Origin of the sequence: Sphingobium sp. RSMS, from assembly GCF_005406185.4 — a bacterium.
Lineage (GTDB): Bacteria > Pseudomonadota > Alphaproteobacteria > Sphingomonadales > Sphingomonadaceae > Sphingobium > Sphingobium fuliginis.
The window spans coordinates 14,764-35,062 of the sequence record NZ_CM191257.1; the positions used below are offsets into that span (position 1 = coordinate 14,764).

Genomic DNA, 20,299 nt, shown 5'->3' on the forward strand with positions numbered 1-20,299 from the left:
CGGGCCGCCCGTCTCGCTGGAGCGCCTTCGCCGGAACATGGCGCGAATCACGGTCCGTCGTCGACCCCTTGCCGGCCGGCGAAGGGCAGCAGCGCCTCATAGACCGGAAGCGGCGGCTTGCCGTGCACGGAAACCCCGCGGCGCAACAGGAACGCATGCCGCACGATCTCCGCCTGCTGCTCCAGGCCGTAGCGGCGGAACGGCTTTCCCGGCACGATCTCATAGCCGTAGCGGCAGAAGGGATGGCGCATCAGCGGCAGATACCATCTGCCGCCCCGCTGCGCCTGCCAGACATGGGTCATTTCATGGATGAAATGTCCCTGGACGTGCAGGGGGCTGTCGCAGAAATCAGGGCAGAACAGGCCGCTTTCCGGATGAAACCAGAGGTCGCCGTCGGGCGCCATGGTGACTTGCCGCGGCTGGAACGGCCACCATTTGCGATCATGCACCCGCACCCGCCGATAATCGATGGCGGCGGCGAACACCGACCGGGCCAGGGCGGTTTCAGCCTCGGTCAGCGGACGTCCGGTCAATGCGCTTCATGCTCCTTTTGCGGAGGAACGGGAGCGGCGGCGCCGGGCTTCTGGATGATGGCGTCGACCAGCAGGCGGTCGCCATTGGCGAGCAGGAAAGTGAGCGTCATCCTGCCGCGGCCGATCGCCGTGTCGTTGACGCCCCAGAGCATCAGATGCTTGCCGCCCGGCGCGAAGGCGACCGTGGACCTGGCGGGGATGGGGACGCTGTCGAGCGGCTTCATCGTCATCCTGCCGCCCTCGCTCATGCTCTCGTGCATCTCCACCTTCAGCGCATAGTCGGTGAGCACGCCGCGCAGCGCCGTGTCCGCATCGCCGCCATGGGCGATGAAATAGCCGGAGGACGGCATGTCCTTGTTGGGGCTGAGCCGCACCCAGGCCTGATCGACATAGGTGGGCGCGGGATCGCCGCACGCCGTGAGCGCAAGCGGGGCGGCAAGGGCGATTAGGGGGTAAAATGCGCGCATGGGCAAAGGCTTCCTCAATGTCCCGTTTCCGATCGTTTCCTGGAGGTAATCGTCACAGCTTCTTGTGCCAAGCGAAAGCACGCCTATATCCCTTGCGCAAACGCCCTTGCCTTGGCGCTTTCGTGAGGTATGGGGCCGTCAACCGCTGAATATGATTTGGGGTTCAAAGAGGACACAATGGCAAAAGTAATCGGTATCGACCTGGGCACCACCAACAGCTGTGTCGCTGTGATGGACGGCGGCAAGCCCAAGGTGATCGAAAATGCGGAAGGCGCGCGGACGACGCCCTCCATCGTCGCCTTCACCAAGGACGGCGAGCGCCTGATCGGCCAGCCTGCCAAGCGTCAGGCCGTGACCAATCCGGACAACACCATCTTCGCCGTGAAGCGCCTGATCGGCCGCCGCTTCGACGATCCGATGACCAAGAAGGACATGGAGCTGGTGCCCTACAGCATCGCCAAGGGTCCCAATGGCGACGCCTGGGTCAATGCCGGCGGCAAGGATTATTCGCCTTCGCAGATTTCCGCCTTCATCCTGCAGAAGATGAAGGAAACCGCCGAGAGCTATCTGGGCGAGACGGTGACGCAGGCGGTCATCACCGTGCCCGCCTATTTCAACGACGCCCAGCGTCAGGCGACCAAGGACGCCGGCCAGATCGCCGGCCTGGAAGTGCTGCGCATCATCAACGAGCCCACCGCGGCCGCGCTCGCCTACGGGCTGGAGAAGCAGGACGGCAAGACCATCGCGGTCTATGACCTTGGCGGCGGCACGTTCGACATCTCGATCCTGGAGATCGGCGACGGCGTGTTCGAGGTGAAGTCGACCAATGGCGACACCTTCCTGGGCGGCGAGGATTTCGACGCCAAGCTGGTGGAGTTCCTGGCTTCGGGCTTCCAGAAGGATGAAGGCATCGACCTCACCAAGGACAAGCTGGCTTTGCAGCGCCTGAAGGAAGCGGCGGAAAAGGCGAAGATCGAACTGTCCTCGGCCCAGTCGACCGAAGTCAACCTGCCCTTCATCACCGCTGACCAGAATGGGCCGAAGCATCTGGTCAAGACCATCACCCGCGCCGATCTGGAGCGGCTGGTGGCCGACCTCATCAAGCGGACGATGGAGCCTTGCAAGAAGGCGCTGGCCGACGCCGGCGTTTCCGCGAGCGAGATCAGCGAAGTGGTGCTGGTCGGCGGCATGACCCGCATGCCCAAGGTGCGCGAGGCCGTGAAGGAGTTCTTCGGCAAGGAACCGCACACCGGCGTGAACCCCGACGAAGTGGTCGCCATGGGCGCCGCCATTCAGGCGGGCGTGTTGCAGGGCGACGTCAAGGACGTGCTGCTGCTGGACGTCACTCCGCTGTCGCTGGGCATCGAGACGCTGGGCGGCGTGTTCACCCGCATGATCGACCGCAACACCACCATCCCTGCCAAGAAGTCGCAGGTCTATTCGACCGCCGACGACAATCAGCAGGCGGTGACGATCCGCGTGTTCCAGGGCGAGCGTGAGATGGCGGCGGACAACAAGCTGCTCGGCCAGTTCGATCTGGTCGGCATCCCGCCCGCGCCGCGCGGCGTGCCGCAGATCGAGGTGACGTTCGACATCGACGCCAACGGTCTGGTCAACGTCCATGCCAAGGACAAGGGCACGGGCAAGGAACAGCAGATCCGCATTCAAGCTTCGGGCGGTTTGTCGGACGCCGACATCGACCAGATGGTCAAGGATGCCGAGCGCTTTGCCGAGGAAGACAAGAAGAAGCGCGAGGCGGCCGAGGCGAAGAACAATGCCGAAAGCCTGATCCACACCACCGAACAGCAGCTTTCCGAGCATGGCGACAAGGTCGACGCTGGCCTGAAGTCGGAGATCGAGACCGCGATCGCGGCCACAAGGTCTGCGGTCGAGGGCGGCGATGCGGAAGCCATGAAGGCGAAGGCGCAGGAACTCGCCACGGTCGCGATGAAGCTGGGGCAGGCCATTTACGAGAAGGAGCAGGCGGCTGCGGCTGCTCCGGGCGCGGACGCGCCGAAGGCGGATGACGATGTCGTCGATGCCGAATTCTCCGAAGTGGACGATAACAAGGCGTAAGCTGATGTGCTTGCCCCGTCAGGACTGTTATGGCCTTGACGGGGCAGGGACGCCGGGGGCGAGATGAGCACCGAAATCGACTATTACGAACTGCTCGAAGTCGAGCGCACGGCGGACGCCGCCACGATCAAAAGCGCCTATCGCAAGCTGGCGATGAAATATCACCCGGACAAGACCGGGGGCTGCACCGACAGCGAGGCCAAGTTCAAGGCCGTTTCGGAAGCCTATGAATGTTTGAAGGACCCGCAGAAGCGCGCGGCCTATGACCGGTTCGGCCATGCGGCGTTCCAGAATGGCGGCGGTTTCGGCGGCGGGCGTGGCGGCGCGGGCGGCTTTTCCGACCTGGGCGATATTTTCGAGACGATCTTCGGTCAGGCGGCGGGCGGCTTCGGCGGCGGGCGGCAGGCGCAGCGGCGCGGGGCGGACCTGCGCTACGACATGGAAATCACGCTGGACGACGCCTATCATGGCAAGAAGACCGAGATCGAGATCGAGGTTTCGGCCCCTTGCGAAAGCTGCGACGGCTCGGGCGCGCAGCCGGGCACCGGGGTCAAGAGCTGCGGCACCTGCCATGGCCATGGCCAGGTGCGGGCGCAGCAGGGCTTTTTCGTGGTCGAGCGGACCTGCCCGTCCTGCCATGGCGCGGGTCAGGTGATCGAAAGCCCCTGCCGTAGCTGCCGGGGCGAGGGGCGGGTGGACAAGCCCAAGACGCTTTCCGTCAACATCCCCGCCGGCGTCGACGAAGGCACGCGCATCCGCCTGTCGGGTGAGGGCGAGGCGGGGGCGCGGGGCGCGCCGGCCGGCGATCTCTACATCTTCCTGCATGTGAAGCGGCACTCGATCTTCGAACGGGACGGCACGACCCTGTTCGCGCGTGCGCCGGTCAGCTTCACGACCGCCGCCCTGGGTGGGGTCATCGAGGTGCCGGGGCTGGATGGCCGGCGGCATGAGATCAAGATTCCGAGCGGCATCCAGTCGGGCAAGCAGATCCGCCAGCGCGGCGCGGGCATGCCTGTGCTGAACGGGCGTGGACAGGGCGATCTGGTGATCCAGGTCGACGTCGAGACGCCGACCAAGCTGAGCGCCAAGCAGCGCGAACTGCTGGAAGCCTTTCGCGAGACGGAAACCGGCGAGGAATGCCCGCAATCGACCGGCTTCTTCAGCAAGCTCAAGGAATTGTGGGGGGACTGATTTTCCCTCCACCCTTCGGATGGTCTTCCCTGCCTTCATTCGCCCCGAGCTGGTGGAGGGGCTTTTCTTTCTTCGAGGAGAAGGGAAGGGCTTCGCCGGGCTCAGCCTGAATGGCGACAGGGCAGGGACTTTCGGTCCCGGCGCGCCCAGGCGTAAAAGGGAAATCCCCCCGCCATCAGCAGGAAGCTTGCTCCGCTGGGCACCAGCCCCGCGCCCCATAATGTCCAGAGCGCATAGCACAGCCCCAGCAGAGCGGCCGGCATCGCCAGCCGAAACCTGAGCGCCGCCAGCGCGCAGCCGACATAGAGCCAGAGCGTGGCCGAGGTCGACAGCAGCGCCATCGCCGTGAACAGCGCCACCAGCCCCTGCAGGCTGTTGGCGATCAGCATCAGCGTTCCGAGCAGGCAGGACAGCAGCAGCGCGCGGACCGGCGTGCCGCGGCCGTTGGTCCCGGCCAGCCAGCGCGGCAATTCGCCGCCCCGCGCCATGGCAAGCGGCACTTCACCCTGCAACAATGTCCAGCCATTGAGCGCCCCGAGGCAACTGATCGTGGCGAAGACCGCGATGAGTCCCGCCGGGCCGGGCGACCAGTAATGCGCGACGAAGGCGGCGAAGGGGGAGCCGGACCGGCTTTCCTCCGCCGGCAGGGTGAGGGCGATGCCGGAGCAGACCAGCAGGTAGATGAGGCCGGTGACCGCCGTGCCGATCAGCGTGGCGCGCGGGATTGTCCGGGCGGGATCGCGCACCTTGTCGGCGGCGACGCTGGCCGATTCGAAGCCGAGCAGCGCCCAGAGCGTCAGCGCGGCCGAGGCGGTGATGCCGGCGCTGGTGAAGCCTTGCGCGGGGAATGGAGCGACCTGCGCCCGGCCATGGCCCAAGGTCAGGGCGAGCAGGACGAAGACGACAGCGATCGGGATCAGCTTGATCGCGGTGGTGGCGAGCTGGGTCGCGCCCGCGGCGCGCGCGCCGACCAGGTTGATGCCGGTCGTCGCCCAGAGGAAACCGATGGAAAGGAGCGCCCCCATTCCGGGCCGGTGCAGCGCGGGCAGGATGCTGCTGAGATTGGCGGTGGCGGCGACGGCGATGGTGACATTGGTGAAGATCACCGAAATCCAGTATATCCACCCGATCGCGAAGCCGGCGGACGGGCCATAGGCGCGGGTGATGAACTGCGCCGTGCCGCCGGCGTCGGGCATCCGCACCGTCAGCCGGGCGATGACATAGGCAAGGAGGAGGGAGCCGGCGATGGTGAATATCCAGCCCGCCACCGCATCCCAGCCGAACGGCGCGAGCGAGGCGGGCAGCAGGAACACGCCGGACCCGATCATGTTGCCCATCACCAGCGCAATGCAGGCGGGCAGGCCGAGCGTGCGGCTTGCCGGCACTGGCCCGTTCACGAAGCGGCTCGCTGCATCATGTCCCGTTTGATGGGCCCATGCCGCGCCGCGCGCAATGGGTCAATGGTCGGTGGCGATGACGGGCAGCGGTGGACGGTCCGTTGCGGGCGCCATGCGCCACGGGCGCCTGCGAAGGCAGGGCGCGGCTTTTCCGCCTTCGCTGGATTGACTGAGGCGGTTTGCCGAACGCGGGAGCTTCGGGCTGCAAGCGGGATCGCGCCGCTCAAAATCCAGCCATGATGCGCGCGGTCATGAGGATGAGCTTTCTGCAATCGCGTTCGAAGCCATTGCATTTGCGGATTTTTCCCGCTGACCCCAGATAGGCGTCGATGCTGCAACGCAGCAATCCTTTTATCAAGAGGTCGCCATGTTCTCCCTGTTGTCGCTATATTTCGCCTATCGCCGCGATGTCGTCGTTGCCGAGCGCTATGTCGCCGGACTGGCCAGGGCCGAAGCCCGCCCTGCCGCCCCGGCGGCGCGGCGTCCGGCCGAACGACTGCCCCTCGCCGCCTGAAACGCAGGGACGCTCCGTCCGGCTTGGGCCGGATGGAGCGCCTTGCCTGCCCCGGCGGTCAGGCCGCCAGGAACATATCCGGGTCGAGCGCCATCAGGCTGTCGGCGCCGCCCTCGATCTTGCGGCGGAGCGCGCCGGCGTCGGGCATGATGCGTTCCGCGAAGAAGCGGGCGGTCACCAGCTTGGCTTCCAGGAATTTCGCGTCGCCTTCCCCCGCCGCCAGCAGGGCCGCCGCGGCCTTGCCCATGCGAAGCCACATCAGGCCGGTCGCGACGATGCCCAATATGTGCATATAGTGCACCGCCCCCGCCCCGGCATTGTCGGGGTTCTTCATCGCATTCTGCATCAGCCACATGGTCGCCGCGCCAAGCTGGCCGCCCGCCTTTTCCAGCGCCTCGGCAAGGCCGGCGAGCTTCTCGTCACCCTTGGCCTGCGCCACTTCATCCGCGACGATCTTCAGGAAGGCCTGAAGCGCGCGGCCGCCGTTCATCGGCAGCTTGCGCCCGACCAGATCCATCGCCTGCACGCCGTTGGTGCCTTCGTAGATCTGGGCGATGCGGACGTCGCGGACATATTGTTCGACGCCATTTTCCCAGATGTAGCCATGGCCGCCGAACACCTGCTGCGCCATGACGGTGACGTCGAAGCCCTTGTCCGTGCCATAGCCCTTGATCACGGGGGTCAGCAGTTGCACCAGATCGTCGGCGGCCTGGCGTTCCTCTTCGGTGGCGGCCTGATGGGAAAGGTCGACCTGGAGCGCGCCCCAGAGCATCAGCGCGCGCAGCCCTTCGGTCAGCGCCTTCGCCTCCATCAGCATGCGGCGGACGTCGGGATGGACGAACAGCGTGTCGGCCTTTTCCTCCAGATCCCTGGGGCCGGTCAGGGCGCGGCCCTGACGGCGGTCATGGGCATAATGGGCGGCGTTCTGATAAGCGATCTCCGCCTGTCCCAGGCCCTGCAGGCCGACGCCCAGCCGCGCGGCGTTCATCATGATGAACATGGCGGCCAGGCCCTTGTTCTCCTCACCCACCAGCCATCCGGTGGCCCCGTCATAGTTCATGACGCAGGTGGCGTTGCCGTGAATGCCCATCTTGTGTTCGAGCGATCCGCAGGAGACCGCGTTGCGCTGCCCCAGCGATCCATCCTCGTTCACCAGGAACTTGGGCACCACGAACAGCGAAATGCCCTTGCTGCTGTCCGGCGCGCCGGGGGTCTTGGCGAGGACGAGGTGGATGATGTTTTCGGCAAGGTCATGCTCGCCCGCGGAAATGAAGATCTTGGTGCCGCTGATCGCGTAGCTGCCGTCGGCGTTCGGAACCGCCTTGGTCTTGATGAGGCCAAGGTCGGTGCCGGCATGCGGCTCCGTCAGGTTCATCGTCCCGGTCCATTTGCCCGACACCATATCGGGCAGATATTTCCGCTTCTGTTCCTCGCTGCCCTTGGCGAGCAGGGCGGCCACGGCCCCGCTGGTCAGGCCATGATACATTTCGAAGCTGTGATTGGCCGAGAGGATATATTCGCTGACCGCCGTGGCGACGACATGGGGCAGGCCCTGGCCGCCATATTCGGCCGGCGCGTGCAGCGTGGTCCAGCCGCCCTCGACATAGGCGTCATAGGCCGCCTTGAAGCCGGTCGGGGTGGTGACGCTGCCGTCGGGGTGGCGGGTGCAGCCTTCCCTGTCGCCCACGGCGTTCAGGGGAAAGAGGACTTCGGCGGCGATCCTGCCGCCTTCGGTCAGGATCGCGTCGACCAGGTCCGCCGACGCATTTTCGAAGCCGGGGAGGTTGGTGTAGCGGTCCAGCCCCACGATGTGATCGAGCACGAAGCGGGTGTCGCGGACGGGGGCGGTATAGCTGGGCATGATCTTCTCCGGACGGTTCTGTTCTGGTGGGGGATTATCTGTCGAGGACGGTCACGAACTGCGAGAGTTCCGCTATGGCGGCGTCGATGTCGTCCTTCTGCCGCGTGAGCAGGTCGATGCGCGCCCTGCACTTTTCTATGGTGACGCGGCGCTGTTCCTCATGCTCCTCGTCGGCGTCATAGAGGTCGATCATCTCGCGTATGTCGGACAGGCTGAAGCCGACCCGCTTGCCGCGCAATATCCAGGCCAGGCGGGCGCGGTCGCGGCGCGAATAGATGCGGGCGAGGCCCTGCCGTTCCGGGGCGATCAGCCCTTCATCCTCGTAGAAGCGCAGGGCGCGGGCGGTGACGCCGAATTCTTCCGACAGGTCGGTGATGGTATAAGACTGCCGGTCGCTGTGATCGGGCAGTTCGATACCGGCGATACTGGTGTGTTTGTCCATGCCGGCTGATGTAACGGTGCTTTACGTTTACGTCAAGGTGAGTGTGCGGCCCCTGGCCCTTTTGTCCTAGTGACAGGGCGGGCCGCCGCCGCTAGGGCCTGGGGCCATGATGGGGGCAGTCAGACGATCGGAATCGGCAAGGGGCCTGCTGGCCGCGCTGGCCCTGCTCGTCCTCGCGATCCAGCTTGTCGCGCCTTCGGGCTTCATGCCGGTGCGGACCGAACGGGGCGTCGTCGTGACGCTCTGCACCGGGCAGGGCGCGGTCAATGTCGTGGTCGACCGGGGCGCCTTCGACCGGCATGGCGAGTCGGGCCGGCATCGTCCGGACGAAGGTGCGCCGGGGCAGCAGCATTGCCCCTTTGCCGCATCGGTGCAGCCGCTGGTTCCGCCGCTGGCTCTGGCCGATCTGCCCCTGCCCGCCTGGCAGCTAGGTTTCGGGCCCATCGCCTTCGCGCTCAAGACCGGGCTGATCGCGCGGCTGGCCGCGCCGCCGCCCCCCTCCTCGGGGCCGCCCGCCTTCTGAAAATCCGCCATTTTCCGCGATTTTTCAGTAAGGTTATCATTTCATGCCAGTCTTTTCCGTTTCGCGCGGCGTCTCGCTGTGCGCGCTTGCCTGTTCGCTGTCCGCTCCCGCTTTGGCCGAGGAGGCCGAGCAGAGCCGGATCATCGTCACCGCCAGCCCCGTGGTGGAGGAAGCCGCGGCGAAAGTCGTCCGCACCCCCGGCGGCGTCGACGTGGTGTCGGCCGGGGATTTCGAGGACAGGCTCGCCATTTCCCTGCGCGATGCGCTGAGCTTCTCGCCCGGCGTCTACACCCAGCCGCGCTTCGGGCAGGAGGTGCGCATCTCCATTCGCGGGTCGGGCCTGTCGCGCGGCTATCATATGCGCGGGCTGACGCTGTTGCAGGATGGCATCCCGATCAACATGGCCGACGACAATGGCGACTTCCAGGAGCTGGACCCGCAGGTCTTCCAGCATCTGGAGGTCTATCGCGGCGGCAATGCGCTGCGGCTGGGCGGGTCGACGCTGGGCGGGGCGATCAATGCGGTGACGCCGACCGGGCGCACGGCGCCGGGCGTGGAGATGCGGGTCGACGGCGGGTCGTTCGACACATTGCGGGCGAAGGCGGCCTATGGCCATGCCGACGGGCGGGGCGACGCCTGGGCAGCGGTGACCGCCGACCGGTCCGACGGCGACCGCGACCATGGACGGCGCAGGGCGCTGCGCTTCAACGGCAATGTCGGGCTGAAACTCAGTGAGCGGGTCGAAACGCGCTTCTATGCCAGCGTGCAGACGATCCGGCAGAAGTTGCCCGGCGCGCTCAATGAAAGCGATGCGCTGGATCATCCGGCGAAGGGCAATTTTACCGGCGATCAGGCGCGCAACATCGATTCGATCCGCTTGCAGAACCGCACCACGGTGGCGCTGGATGGCGGGGAGCTGGCGTTCGGCGTCTATTATAACGCCAAGGCGCTGGATCATCCGATCTATCAGGTCGTGGACCAGAAATCGGAGGATCGCGGGGTCTTTGCCAGCCTCGACCTGGCTGGTGACCTTGGCGGGATGCCGGTCGGGCTGACGCTGGGCACGCAGGCGCGTTTCGGGCAGGGCCGGTTCCGGCAGTTCGTCAATGTGAACGGCAGGGCGGGGGCGCCGACATCCTATCAGAAGGCGCGGGCGCAGACGATCAACAGCTATGGCGAGGCGCGGATCGCGCCGCTTGCGGGGCTCTGGCTGATCGCGGGCGGCATCTACACCCATGGCGAGCGGCGGCTGGACAACCGCTTCGCTCCGGCGCGGAGCGGGGATGCGTCCTTTGACGCCTTCGCGCCGAAATTCGGGCTGCTGGTGGAGCCGGCGCAGGCGGTGCAATTCTATGCGAACTACAGCCGGTCGGTGGAACTGCCGGGCTTTATCGAGCTTGGCCAGACGCAGTTCGATACGCTGGCCGTCGGCTTCGTCCCGCTCCAGCCGCAAAAGGCATGGACAGCGGAGATCGGCACTCGCGGGACGCTGGGCATGGCCCGTTGGGACATCAGCATCTACCGGGCCGATCTTCGCGGCGAGATGCTGCAATATGGCGCGGGCGACAGCGCCATTCCGGCGGCGACCTTCAATGCGGGCCGCACGCGCCATCAGGGCGTCGAGGCAGGACTGGACCTGACGCTGACGCCTTGGGCGACGCTGCGGCAAGTCTATCAATATAGCGATTTCCGCTTCCGGGGCGATGCGCAGTTCGGGAACAACCGCCTGCCGGTGGCGCCGCGCCATTTCTACCGGGCGGAACTGAAGCTGGGGACGGAGCGGCTGAGCATTTCGCCCGCCGTCGAATGGCTGCCGCAGGGGGCTTGGGTCGACTATGCCAATACCAAGCGGGTGGGCGATTACGCGACCCTGAACCTCGGCGCGCAGGCGGAGGTCCGGAAGGGGCTGGCCCTGTTCCTCGATGCGCGCAACCTGACCGGCGAGCGGGCCGTGGGCGACATCAGCGCGGTGGTTCGCTATGTGCCGGACAATCCGGCGACTGTGGCGAATGAAGGCAGCGTCGCCTTTTATCCCATCGAACGGCGCGCCTTCTATGGCGGGGTGCGCGCCCGGTTCTAATTCAAGCGTCATTCCCGCGAAGGGGGGGAAACGCAGTTCAGCAAAGCTAATCCATCTCCGACGCGGCATCCCGTCTATTCTTATGGGAGATGGGTTCCCGCCTTCGCGGGAACGACAATGGGAGAGATAATCTAAGGAGCACTGGAGCCGACTCGGTAATAGGTTTAGGGGCAGGCGGATGTTGCGCCTTTCCGGACTGAAACTGCCCCTCGACCATCCCGCCGGGGCGATGCCCGCCGCCATTTGCGAGCGGCTGGGCCTCGAACCGCAGGAATTGCTGGCCCATGTCGTCGTGCGCCGGGGCAATGATGCGCGGCGGAAGAATGCGATCCAGCTCGTCTATACCGTCGATGTCGAACTGGCCGACGAGGCGGGCGTGCTGGCGCGCTTCGCGAAGGATCATGACGTCCGCCCGCGCCCGGACACCGGTTATAAATTCGTGGCCAGTGCGCCGCCGGGCTGGTCGGGCAAGCGCCCCGTCGTGATCGGCGCGGGGCCGTGCGGGCTGTTCGCCGGCCTCATCCTCGCGCAAATGGGTTTCCGGCCGATCATCCTCGACCGGGGCAAGGTGGTGCGGGAACGGACCAAGGATACCTGGGGCCTCTGGCGGCGGGCCGAACTCAACCCCGACAGCAATGTGCAGTTCGGAGAGGGCGGGGCCGGCACCTTTTCCGACGGCAAGCTTTATTGCCGCGTCAAGGACCCGCGCTTCCTGGGCCGCAAGGTGCTGGAGGAATTCGTCGCGGCCGGTGCGCCCGACGACATCCTGACCGAGGCGCATCCGCATATCGGCACCTTCCGGCTGGTTTCCATGGTGGAAGCGATGCGGCGGCAGATCGAGGGGCTGGGCGGCGAATATCGATGGCAGCACCGGGTCGACGAACTGGAGCTGGAGCGGCAGGCGGACGGCACGCAAAAGCTGCGCGGGCTGCATCTGGCGGATGGCGGCTTCATCGAGGCGGACCATGTCGTGCTGGCGGTGGGCCACAGCGCCCGGCCCACCTTCGAGATGCTCCACCGCCGGGGCGTGCATATCGAGGCGAAGCCCTTTTCCATCGGCGTGCGGATCGAGCATCCGCAAAGCTGGATCGACCGGGCGCGCTACGGCAGTTGCGCGGGGCATCCGGTGCTGGGGGCGGCGGCCTACAGCCTGGCCCATCATTGCGCCAACGGGCGGACGGTCTACAGCTTCTGCATGTGCCCCGGCGGGCGGGTGGTGGCCGCGACGTCCGAGGAGGGGCGCGTCGTCACCAACGGCATGAGCCAATATTCGCGGGCCGAGTTCAACGCCAATTCAGGGCTGGTCGTCGGCATCGATCCGGAACGGGACTATCCCGGCGGGCCGCTGGCGGGGATCGAATTGCAGCGCCATTGGGAAAGCATGGCCTTCGTCGCGGGCGGCGAAAGCTATCATGCGCCGGGGCAGAAGGTGGGCGATTTCCTTGCCGGCCGCGCCTCGACCGGGTTGGGGGAGGTCGTCCCTTCCTACAAGCCGGGCGTGACCCTGACCGACCTGTCGCGCTGCCTTCCCGAATTCGTGCTGGAGGCGTTCCGCGAGGCGATCCCGGTCTTCGGCCGGCAGATCGCGCGCTACGACCATCCGGACGCGGTGATGACGGGGGTGGAGACGCGCACCTCCTCCCCCATCCGCATCACGCGGGGCAGGGATTTCCAGAGCCTGAATGTCGCCGGGCTTTATCCGGCGGGCGAGGGGGCAGGCTATGCGGGCGGCATCCTTTCCGCGGCCATCGACGGCATCAAGGTGGCGGAAGCGGTGGGGCTGGGCATCGCGGCGACATGACGTCGCACCTTCCCGATTGCGCAGCCATGCGCGACCTGCCGCTTTGGCGGGGTGAAACAAAGCGGTCACGCGCCCGTCATCCCGTCGTCTCCTGACCGACGCTCTGCCGTAACTCCAGCGTCAAGGCGCCGTCATGCAGCCGCGTTAGCAGTCGTGGCATGACGACCAGCCCCGACCGCTGCATGCGCATTCCGGCCGCCGACAAGGCGCGGCTGCGCGTCCTTTTCCTTGCCAAACATGCCTGCGCGGGCGGGCGGCCGGACGCAGTGGACGGCAATCACGCCATCTATCATCATGAGATGCGCTCCACGCTGGAGGGCATCGGCCTCCATGTCGCCGCCGCCAGCCGCTATGATGCCCTGTTCGAACGGCCCGATGCCGATTTCGTCGTCACCCTGCTCAATCGCGGCGGCTTCCAGAACAGCGAGATGCTGGCGCCCCTGCTGCTGTCGTGGCGCGACGTCCCCTTTCTGGGCGCCAGCCCGATCGTGCGCGGCGTGTCGGACGACAAATATCTGAGCAAGCTGATCGCGCGCGCCCGCGGCGTGCCGACCATGAAGGCGCAGCTCTTCCGGCGCGGCGGCCTGCCCGGCGGCCCCGCTTTCGCGGCCGAGCGGCTGGTGGTGAAGCCGAACGCATCCTCCGCCTCCTGGGGGCTGGCCATGGTCGACGGCTGGGCCGAGGCGCTGGTCCATGCCGATCGTCTGTTCGACCTGGGCCATGACGTGCTGGTGGAGGCCTGGGCTCCGCTGCTGGATGTGGCGGTGCCGGTGGTGGGCGGCAGCGGCAACGCCCCCTGGGTGCTGCCGCCGATGATGTACGTCCCCGCCGACCCGCATCGCGAGCGCAGCTATGAGGAAAAGCGCGGCCTGGTGGATGCGGGCGACGATCCGCTGGTGCTGGTCGAGGATCGCGACCTGCGCGAGCGGCTGGAGGATTTGACCCGCCGTCTGCTGCCCGAATTCTGGCCGTTCGACTATGGCCGGTTCGAGTTCCGCTACGATCCGGCGACCGATGCGCTGCTGTTCATGGAACTGAACCTGTCCTGCAATCTCTGGTCGAAGAAGACCATTTCGCGTTCCGCCCGTTCGCTGGGCGTGGATCATCCCGCGCTGGTCGAGACCATCGTCGCGCACAGCCTGTTGCGGCAGGGGCTGTTGCGGCAGGGGCTGTCGGCCGACGTGCCGGACCGGGCGGCGGCATGACCACGGCACTGATCCTGGCGGGCAGGCGCGACGGCCTGACCGATCCGCTGGCGCTGGAAGCGGGCGTGTCGCACAAATGCCTGGCGCCCGTCGCCGGCAGCCCGATGCTGACCCATGTGGCTGCGGCACTGGCGGCAAGCGACGGGATCGGGGAGATCCGCGTCGCGATCGAAGATCCCGAAGTGCTGGCGGGCGTACCGCTGCTGCGCCGCCTGCTCGACAGCGGCCGGATGATGCCGGTGGCCGCGCGGCCCAATCTGGTCGACAGCATCCTTGCCGCCGCGCAGGGCGCGCAGTTCCCGCTGTTCATCACCACCGCCGACAATGTGCTGCTGACGCCCGAAGCGGTGGCCGACATGCTGGGCCAATGCGGGACGCCGGGAACCGACGCGGCGGTCGCCTTCGCCCGGCGCGAGTCCGTGCTGGCCGCCCATCCGGAGGGGCAGCGCAAATTCTACCGCTTTGCCGAGGGCAGCTATTCCAACTGCAACAGCTATTGGCTGAAGGACCGCGCAGCCCTGACGGCCGCGGAGACATTCCGGTCGGGAGGGCAGTTCGTCAAGCATCCGATGCGCATCGTCAACGCCTTCGGTTTCCTGAACCTCGTCCGTTTCCGCCTTGGCATCGGCACGCTGGCGGAGACCTTCGCCCGCTTTTCCCGGCGGTTCGGCATGACCATCGCGCCGGTGATCCTGAACGACGGCGCGGTCGCCATCGACGTCGACAACAGCCGCACCCGCGCCGTCGCGGGGGAACTGCTGAACGCCCGCATGACGGTGGCGCAGGCGGCGGAGTAGCCGCCTTGTTCACCCTGCGCGCCCTGCCCGCCGGATCGGGCGACAATGAGCTGATGGCCGCCTATCACCGGGGGCTGCGCAGCCATTGGAGCCTGAGCCGATGGGTCCTTGCGCGGCTGTTGGCGGAGGCGGGGCAGGGCGGCTGGAGCCGCGCCGAGCGGGCGATGCTGAGCGAAGCCGCGCGCGCCCAGGGCCTGTCGATGCGCGACCGCAAGGGGCTGCACCGGCTGCTCAATCCGGGCGCCTTTCCGCTTGCCGCCAACCCGCTCAAGAACAAGCGCCTGTTCGCCCGGCTGGTGCGGGAGGCGGGCCTGCCCGCGCCGGACAGCCACGATCCGGAGCGGGAGGCGCTGGCGCAATGGCTGGGCCGCCATCATGACATCATCGCCAAGCCCAGCTACACGTCCAGGGGGCGGGGCGTGGAGCGTTTCGTCCGGGACGGGGACCGCTGGCGCGGCGGCCATCGCCGCCTGTCCGAAACGGCGCTGCTCGCCCGGCTGCATCGGCAATGGGCGCGGGGCGGCGTCATCCAGCAGCGGCTCGCCACCCATCCGGCGCTGGAGCCGGTGTCGCCCGGCGCGCTGCCGACCCTGCGGGTCGTGACCGTCCTCGATGAGCGGGGCGCGCCGGAGGCCTGCGCGCTGGCCTTGCGCCTGTCGGCGGGGGAGGGGCGGCCGGTCGACAATTTCAATGCCGGCAATCTGGTGCTGGCGGTGGACGATGCGGGGCGCTGCGGCGCTGCGTGGCGCGGAGGCATGGGACGGGTTCGTCCGGGCCGGCACCCCGCCACCGGTGCGATGCTGGAAGGCATGATGCTTCCCGACCGGGATGCGGCGGAGGCCCTGGCGCTGGCCGCGCACCGGCGCTTTCGCGAGGGCTTCGCGGTCATCGGCTGGGACATCGGCCTGACCGCGCAGGGACCGGCGCTGATCGAGGGGAACTGGAACCCCGGCACGGACATTGTGCAACTTGTCAGCGGGCGAGGCGTCGGGACCGGACGCATGGGCGCATTATACCGCCATCATCTCGACCGTTTGCCCGATCGACGCTGGCGCACGGCCCGCGCCATCGAAACGGAGGCGCGGCGGTGATCGTCCTCTACGTCCACGCTCTGGCGGCGACCGGCGTGGTGCGCAATGCGCGGCTGCTGGCGGCCGCCCTGGCGGAGCGCGGCCATCAGGTGGAACTGGTGACGGCCGCGCCCGGTGGGGAGGGCGTTCCCGGCGTGCGTCACCATGCGCTGCTCCAGCGGAGCCATGCCTCCCGCCTGATCGAAAAGCTGATCGCGATCCACGCGCTGCGCCGCCATTTGCGGCGGCGCGCGCCGGGCCTGCTGATTTCTGCCGGCAATCACGGTCATTTCGTCGCCTGGGCGGCCAGCAGGGGGCTTGGCGGCCTGCGCCGCGTCTATCGCATCAGCAACGACATGGTGCGTGCCGTTCCGGGCGCCCCACATGGCGGATCGGCAGGGTGGGAGCGGCGGATCATGACCCGCCTGATCGCCGCCGACGCCGACCGGGTCGTGCTGGTGTCGCCGACGCTGGCCGCCGCGCCGGCCTTCGCGGCGGCGGCGCGCGAGGGGCGGGTCGCGGTCATTCCCAACGGCATCGACGCCGCCGCGGCGCGCGCAAGGGCGGAAGGTCCGGCGCCCCATGGCTGGATGGCCGAGGATGCGCCGGTCATCCTCGCCATCGGCCGGCTGGCGAAGCAGAAGAATTTCGAGACGCTGCTGCGCGCCTTCGCCACTTTGCGGCAAAGCCGGCGGGCGCGGCTCATCATCCTGGGCGAGAGCCGGGACCGGATGCGCGACCGGCTGATGGAGCAGGCGCGCAGGCTGGGCATGGCGGACGATCTGGCGCTGCCCGGCGTGGTGGCGAACGTCTTTCCCTGGCTGGCGCATGCCGACGCCTTCGTCCTGCCGAGCTGGTGGGAAGGATCGCCCAATGTGCTGCTGGAGGCGATGGCCGTGGGCGTTCCCGTGGTCGCCTCCCGCACGGCGGGCAATGCGGCCGATCTGCTGGATGGCGGGCGGTTCGGGCGGCTGGTCGACCCGGCGGATGCGACGGCCATGGCGGATGCGCTGCTGGGCCAGATCGAACCCGCCAGCGCCATCCTGCCGGGCAACAGGATCGAAGCGTTCAGCCTGGAGAGGGCGATGGCGGGCTGGACGGATATTGTGGAGCGGCTCGGGGTGACGGTACGTCCGGGGAAAGGCCGAGTCGCCGCCGCGAGCTTCGGTCCCGTTCACCAAAACTGATCAACGACAACGGGTTGGCCCGCATCCCCGCCGCGCGCCCGGCAGCCATGCGGCCACGCCGGAGCAAAGGCACAATCGTGAAATATTATGCATGTCGATGAGATTGTTGGTTTATATTCATTACCAGCAGGATCGATTTTGTAATATATAGCTTCGCGCTGCTTTCGGCCGGTCAGACACAGCCGCAGCGGCAATCCACGACATCATTATCCTGGCAGAGGAGGCCCTTATGCGTGCCAGATATGTGGTGCTTTGCTCGTCCCTGCTGCTGTCGACAGGGGTTAGCGCCAGACAGCCCGGTGACCAGCTGACCGTCATTGCCTCTCCCGAAAAGGAGATGACCCTTGAAAAATGGCAGAGCCGGACCGCGACCCGGCTGACCGGCAGCATCCGCCGCGCCGCCGATCAGAATTTCGACCGGGATGCGACCGGCTATACCCGCGTCGAATTCCGCCTGGACGGGGAGGGGCGGCCGCAAGCCGTCTCGCTGGCCCAGCCTTCATCGTCGCCCGCCGTCGACAGCATATCGCTGCGGGCGGTGAAGCGGATGGGGCGGCTGACGCCCCTGCCGCCGCAGATCGCCGCCTCGTCCCGGTTCGAAGCCTGGATCGTCGTCGCCAGCGACGCGCTGGAACGCGACGCCATGTTGCGCCGGCTGCGCACCGACCACCGCGCCCGGACGATGGCGCAGGCCGACGGCGACAGGCCGGTCCTGATTGCGTCGCGCTGAGCGCCGTCCTTCCCCCCGGATGGCGTTGCGCGATGCGGAGTCTGGAGGAGCGGCCGGGCGGTTCGATGCGGCGCGGGTCAGCCTGCGCGCATCCGCCCCGTTCGCTCTTCCAGCTTCCCTTGCCCGTCAATGGAAATAGGCGGCGGTATAGGGAAGCTGGAAATAGTTGAGCCCGCTGCCGATCGCCCGGCCCAGGCGCGAGCGGCTGTCGCGGAAGAACAACTGCTTGATGTTGAGGCCGACGCCGAAGAAGATGTCGCGCTCCGGCTCTCTTCCGGCGGCGCGGTCGGCATTGGTGAAATTCCTGCCGCGATAGCCGACCTGCAGTTCGACGAAGCGCAGCGGGCTGTCGCGCAATCCCCTGAAACCGGAAAGTTCGAGCGCCAGAAGGAAGCGCTGCTGCTCATAATGACGCTTTCCCTTGAAGCTGTAGACCTCTGAATTGGGCATCATCAGCAGGCGGAAATCCAGCTTCTCCTCCAGCCCCGGCACGGTGTGGCGGAGCACCGAGAAGGCCGCGCCGCCGCTGTTGAAGACCACGTCCTGTATCGAAAAGCCGCTGTCCTTCTTATGCGCGTCCCACAGCTCGCCATAGAGCATGAGGCCCATGGAAAGCAGCGCCGCGGGCGCCGCCGCCCGCGCCCGGTCATGAGTCCTGCGGGCGATCCGCGCGCCCAGAAATTCAGCGAAGAGATAGGCGTTGAAGGCGTGGGTCAGCTTGTCGATGCCCAGATTATGGGTGTTCTTGCCGAACCAGCCCTCATCCTTGAAATGGAAATGGGTCGTGCCGTCGGTCCAATAGGCCTGCGTCGCGGTGATATAGGCGAACAGGCCGATAGTCTCCCATCTGGCGGCGCCGATGCGGCTGCCCAGCGAATGGTAACGCCCTTCCATGACGGTATCGGGAGGAGGCGGGATGCGCGGATCGGCCGGCCCCTGGACCCTGTTGCCGGTCGCGGGCGGTTCCGGCGTCATGGCGCTGAGGTCGAAGGGTGTTTCCAGCAGGGCCGTTTGGACCGCTTCATCCGGGCGGACGTCTTGCGCATCCGCCGGCGTCAGGGCGATGCAGAGAGCCCAGGGGAGCGGCAGGAATGTCCATGCAGGGCGCATCCTCTCCTCCCCGACAGACTGCGCCCATTGCAGGCTTTGCATGGGCGCTTGATCTCATCGCGGGAATTTAATCTGGACCGGCCATCGGGGACAATTTGCGAAAATGGGTAATGCTTGCCCATTATTGCTTATTGCGTTGGCAACTGCGTCCAATAGCCGACGATCTATATCCTGTATCGCGCCCTGCCCCGACGCGCCGGTGAAAATCCCCGGCGGCGGCGATGCGCCATGACATCTGCATGCCCGGGCCGCCCTATATGTCGGAAGTCATATGGCGTCGGATCGGATATTTTACCATTCTGTATCAAAGCGATACATATTTGCGGGGAAAGGCAAAATAGGTTGGAGGATCAATTATGAATGCGTAAATATACGCAATGGGGACAGGTCTCCGGTGGAGGATGGAGGCAGTCGGTAAGGGGCCCGTAGAGGTCGCTCCCGTGCCGGCGCCAGCTTTCCCAAGGTCGTGGACGGCGGGAGTCTGGCACCATTTCCCCCGCAGGTTCCCGCAACGGCTCCGGGCGATGGGACCACTGTCCCGTGCGGGGCAAGGACGATGGGGAGAGGACATGATTGCTAGCCTGGGCGTTTCCCTTCCCGGTCCGAGGTTGAGGGAATGATCGGCGCCCTGTTCCTGGCGTCCGCCCTGACGGTGGTCGATGGCGGCATGCTGCGCGTGAATGGCGAGCCGATCCGGCTGATCGGCATCGAAGCCCCCGACATTGTCGGCCGTTGCCGCAAGGGCAAGGCCTGCCCGGAGGACAGTTCGCGCCGGAGCAAGGAAAGCCTGAAGCACGCTTTGCGCGACCCCATCACCATCGTTCCCGTGGCGCGCGACGCCTATGGGCGCACCGTGGCCATCGTCTATGCCGGTGGGCTCAACATGTCGTGCGAACAGCTTCGCAAGGGCATGGCCGTCTATAGGCCGGCATGGGACATGGGGCGCCGGCTGGCCAAGGAATGCCGTTTCCTGACAAGGCGGTGATCGGGCGCGGCGTCTTTGGAGCCCAAAGCGCCCCAGGCCTTGCCGTGCGTCCCGTGATTTTTAGGAAAGTGTGGATGCCCGACAAGGATTCGAACCTTGATTGACGGAGTCAGAGTCCGCTCTCTTACCATTAGAGGATCGGGCATCAGGATGGGCCAGCGGCTCACCGGAGAGGCGCAAATAGGCGGCGATTCCGGATTGGTCAAGAGTTTTGCGACAGGCCTGCCGGACAATTTCATGCCCTGCCCGGCGCAACCATAAAAGAAAACCCGCCGGACAGGCTGTCGCTTCCGGCGGGCTCTTCATCGATCCCTGATGGGGTACGAAGGG

Annotated in this window: 18 protein-coding genes and 1 tRNA gene; 12 read left to right on the plus strand and 7 right to left on the minus strand. The window is 66.7% G+C overall.

What is annotated here, in order from left to right; translation table 11 throughout:
* Positions 1 to 47: 47 nt before the first annotated feature.
* Both EGM87_RS00080 and EGM87_RS00085 read right to left on the minus strand, forming a co-directional pair.
* On the minus strand, positions 48 to 533 hold the full coding sequence (locus tag EGM87_RS00080; protein WP_025551913.1) for a hypothetical protein: 486 nt from the start codon (positions 531 to 533) through the stop codon (positions 48 to 50).
* Positions 530 to 1,000 carry a copper chaperone PCu(A)C gene (locus EGM87_RS00085; protein WP_025551915.1) on the minus strand — a complete coding sequence of 157 codons (471 nt, stop codon included), beginning with the start codon at positions 998 to 1,000 and terminating at the stop codon, positions 530 to 532. The genes EGM87_RS00080 and EGM87_RS00085 overlap by 4 nt, the downstream gene beginning before the upstream one ends.
* 177 nt (positions 1,001 to 1,177) lie before the next feature.
* Between EGM87_RS00085 and dnaK the strand changes: the two genes are divergently transcribed.
* Both dnaK and dnaJ read left to right on the plus strand, forming a co-directional pair.
* Entirely contained in the window at positions 1,178 to 3,076 is a 1,899-nt protein-coding gene (gene dnaK / locus EGM87_RS00090; protein WP_048577023.1) for a molecular chaperone DnaK, read from the plus strand.
* Between the two features lie 63 nt (positions 3,077 to 3,139).
* A complete protein-coding gene (gene dnaJ, locus EGM87_RS00095) occupies positions 3,140 to 4,267 on the plus strand; it encodes a molecular chaperone DnaJ (protein ID WP_061936458.1) in 1,128 nt (375 codons plus the stop codon).
* 101 nt (positions 4,268 to 4,368) lie between these two features.
* Here the strand turns inward: dnaJ and EGM87_RS00100 are convergent, their stop codons facing one another.
* Positions 4,369 to 5,664 carry an amino acid permease gene (locus EGM87_RS00100; protein ID WP_103000220.1) on the minus strand — a complete coding sequence of 432 codons (1,296 nt, stop codon included), beginning with the start codon at positions 5,662 to 5,664 and terminating at the stop codon, positions 4,369 to 4,371.
* 367 nt (positions 5,665 to 6,031) lie between these two features.
* Here EGM87_RS00100 and EGM87_RS00105 point away from each other — a divergent pair, with 367 nt between their 5' ends.
* Entirely contained in the window at positions 6,032 to 6,178 is a 147-nt protein-coding gene (locus tag EGM87_RS00105) for a hypothetical protein (protein ID WP_165363328.1), read from the plus strand.
* 58 nt (positions 6,179 to 6,236) lie between these two features.
* On the opposite strand, the gene EGM87_RS00110 is transcribed toward EGM87_RS00105, so the two are convergent.
* Both EGM87_RS00110 and EGM87_RS00115 read right to left on the minus strand, forming a co-directional pair.
* Positions 6,237 to 8,039, minus strand: a complete 1,803-nt coding sequence (locus EGM87_RS00110; protein ID WP_137709362.1) for an acyl-CoA dehydrogenase C-terminal domain-containing protein — start codon at positions 8,037 to 8,039, stop codon at positions 6,237 to 6,239.
* 34 nt (positions 8,040 to 8,073) lie between these two features.
* Entirely contained in the window at positions 8,074 to 8,481 is a 408-nt protein-coding gene (locus tag EGM87_RS00115) for a MerR family transcriptional regulator (RefSeq protein ID WP_025548781.1), read from the minus strand.
* 106 nt (positions 8,482 to 8,587) lie between these two features.
* Here EGM87_RS00115 and EGM87_RS00120 point away from each other — a divergent pair, with 106 nt between their 5' ends.
* From EGM87_RS00120 to EGM87_RS00155, 8 genes are all read left to right on the plus strand, one after another.
* Complete coding sequence (locus EGM87_RS00120; RefSeq protein WP_137709361.1) at positions 8,588 to 9,004, plus strand: hypothetical protein; 417 nt, start codon at positions 8,588 to 8,590, stop codon at positions 9,002 to 9,004.
* A 43-nt stretch (positions 9,005 to 9,047) separates the two neighbouring features.
* The gene (locus EGM87_RS00125) at positions 9,048 to 11,084 is read left to right on the plus strand and encodes a TonB-dependent receptor family protein (RefSeq protein WP_137709360.1); all 2,037 of its coding nucleotides are present in this window, start codon (positions 9,048 to 9,050) and stop codon (positions 11,082 to 11,084) included.
* A 178-nt stretch (positions 11,085 to 11,262) separates the two neighbouring features.
* Complete coding sequence (locus EGM87_RS00130) at positions 11,263 to 12,885, plus strand: NAD(P)/FAD-dependent oxidoreductase (protein WP_048577026.1); 1,623 nt, start codon at positions 11,263 to 11,265, stop codon at positions 12,883 to 12,885.
* Positions 12,886 to 13,043: 158 nt separating this feature from the next.
* Positions 13,044 to 14,090 carry a D-alanine--D-alanine ligase family protein gene (locus EGM87_RS00135; RefSeq protein WP_025548776.1) on the plus strand — a complete coding sequence of 349 codons (1,047 nt, stop codon included), beginning with the start codon at positions 13,044 to 13,046 and terminating at the stop codon, positions 14,088 to 14,090.
* Entirely contained in the window at positions 14,087 to 14,887 is an 801-nt protein-coding gene (locus EGM87_RS00140; protein WP_137709359.1) for a nucleotidyltransferase family protein, read from the plus strand. Before EGM87_RS00135 ends, EGM87_RS00140 begins: the two co-directional genes overlap by 4 nt.
* Positions 14,888 to 14,892: 5 nt before the next feature.
* Positions 14,893 to 15,978: a sugar-transfer associated ATP-grasp domain-containing protein gene (locus EGM87_RS00145; RefSeq protein ID WP_137709358.1), complete on the plus strand. Its 1,086-nt coding sequence runs from the start codon at positions 14,893 to 14,895 to the stop codon at positions 15,976 to 15,978.
* A complete protein-coding gene (locus tag EGM87_RS00150; protein ID WP_137709357.1) occupies positions 15,975 to 17,144 on the plus strand; it encodes a glycosyltransferase in 1,170 nt (389 codons plus the stop codon). The genes EGM87_RS00145 and EGM87_RS00150 overlap by 4 nt, the downstream gene beginning before the upstream one ends.
* Positions 17,145 to 17,373: 229 nt before the next feature.
* The gene (locus EGM87_RS00155) at positions 17,374 to 17,874 is read left to right on the plus strand and encodes an energy transducer TonB family protein (RefSeq protein WP_061936436.1); all 501 of its coding nucleotides are present in this window, start codon (positions 17,374 to 17,376) and stop codon (positions 17,872 to 17,874) included.
* Between the two features lie 126 nt (positions 17,875 to 18,000).
* Here EGM87_RS00155 and EGM87_RS00160 read toward each other — a convergent pair whose 3' ends face one another.
* Complete coding sequence (locus tag EGM87_RS00160) at positions 18,001 to 19,026, minus strand: DUF2279 domain-containing protein (protein WP_253719102.1); 1,026 nt, start codon at positions 19,024 to 19,026, stop codon at positions 18,001 to 18,003.
* Between the two features lie 574 nt (positions 19,027 to 19,600).
* Between EGM87_RS00160 and EGM87_RS00165 the strand changes: the two genes are divergently transcribed.
* A complete protein-coding gene (locus EGM87_RS00165; protein ID WP_137709356.1) occupies positions 19,601 to 19,969 on the plus strand; it encodes a thermonuclease family protein in 369 nt (122 codons plus the stop codon).
* A 71-nt stretch (positions 19,970 to 20,040) separates the two neighbouring features.
* On the opposite strand, the gene EGM87_RS00170 is transcribed toward EGM87_RS00165, so the two are convergent.
* A tRNA-Gln gene (locus EGM87_RS00170) sits at positions 20,041 to 20,114 on the minus strand.
* Between the last annotated feature and the right edge of the window lie 185 nt (positions 20,115 to 20,299).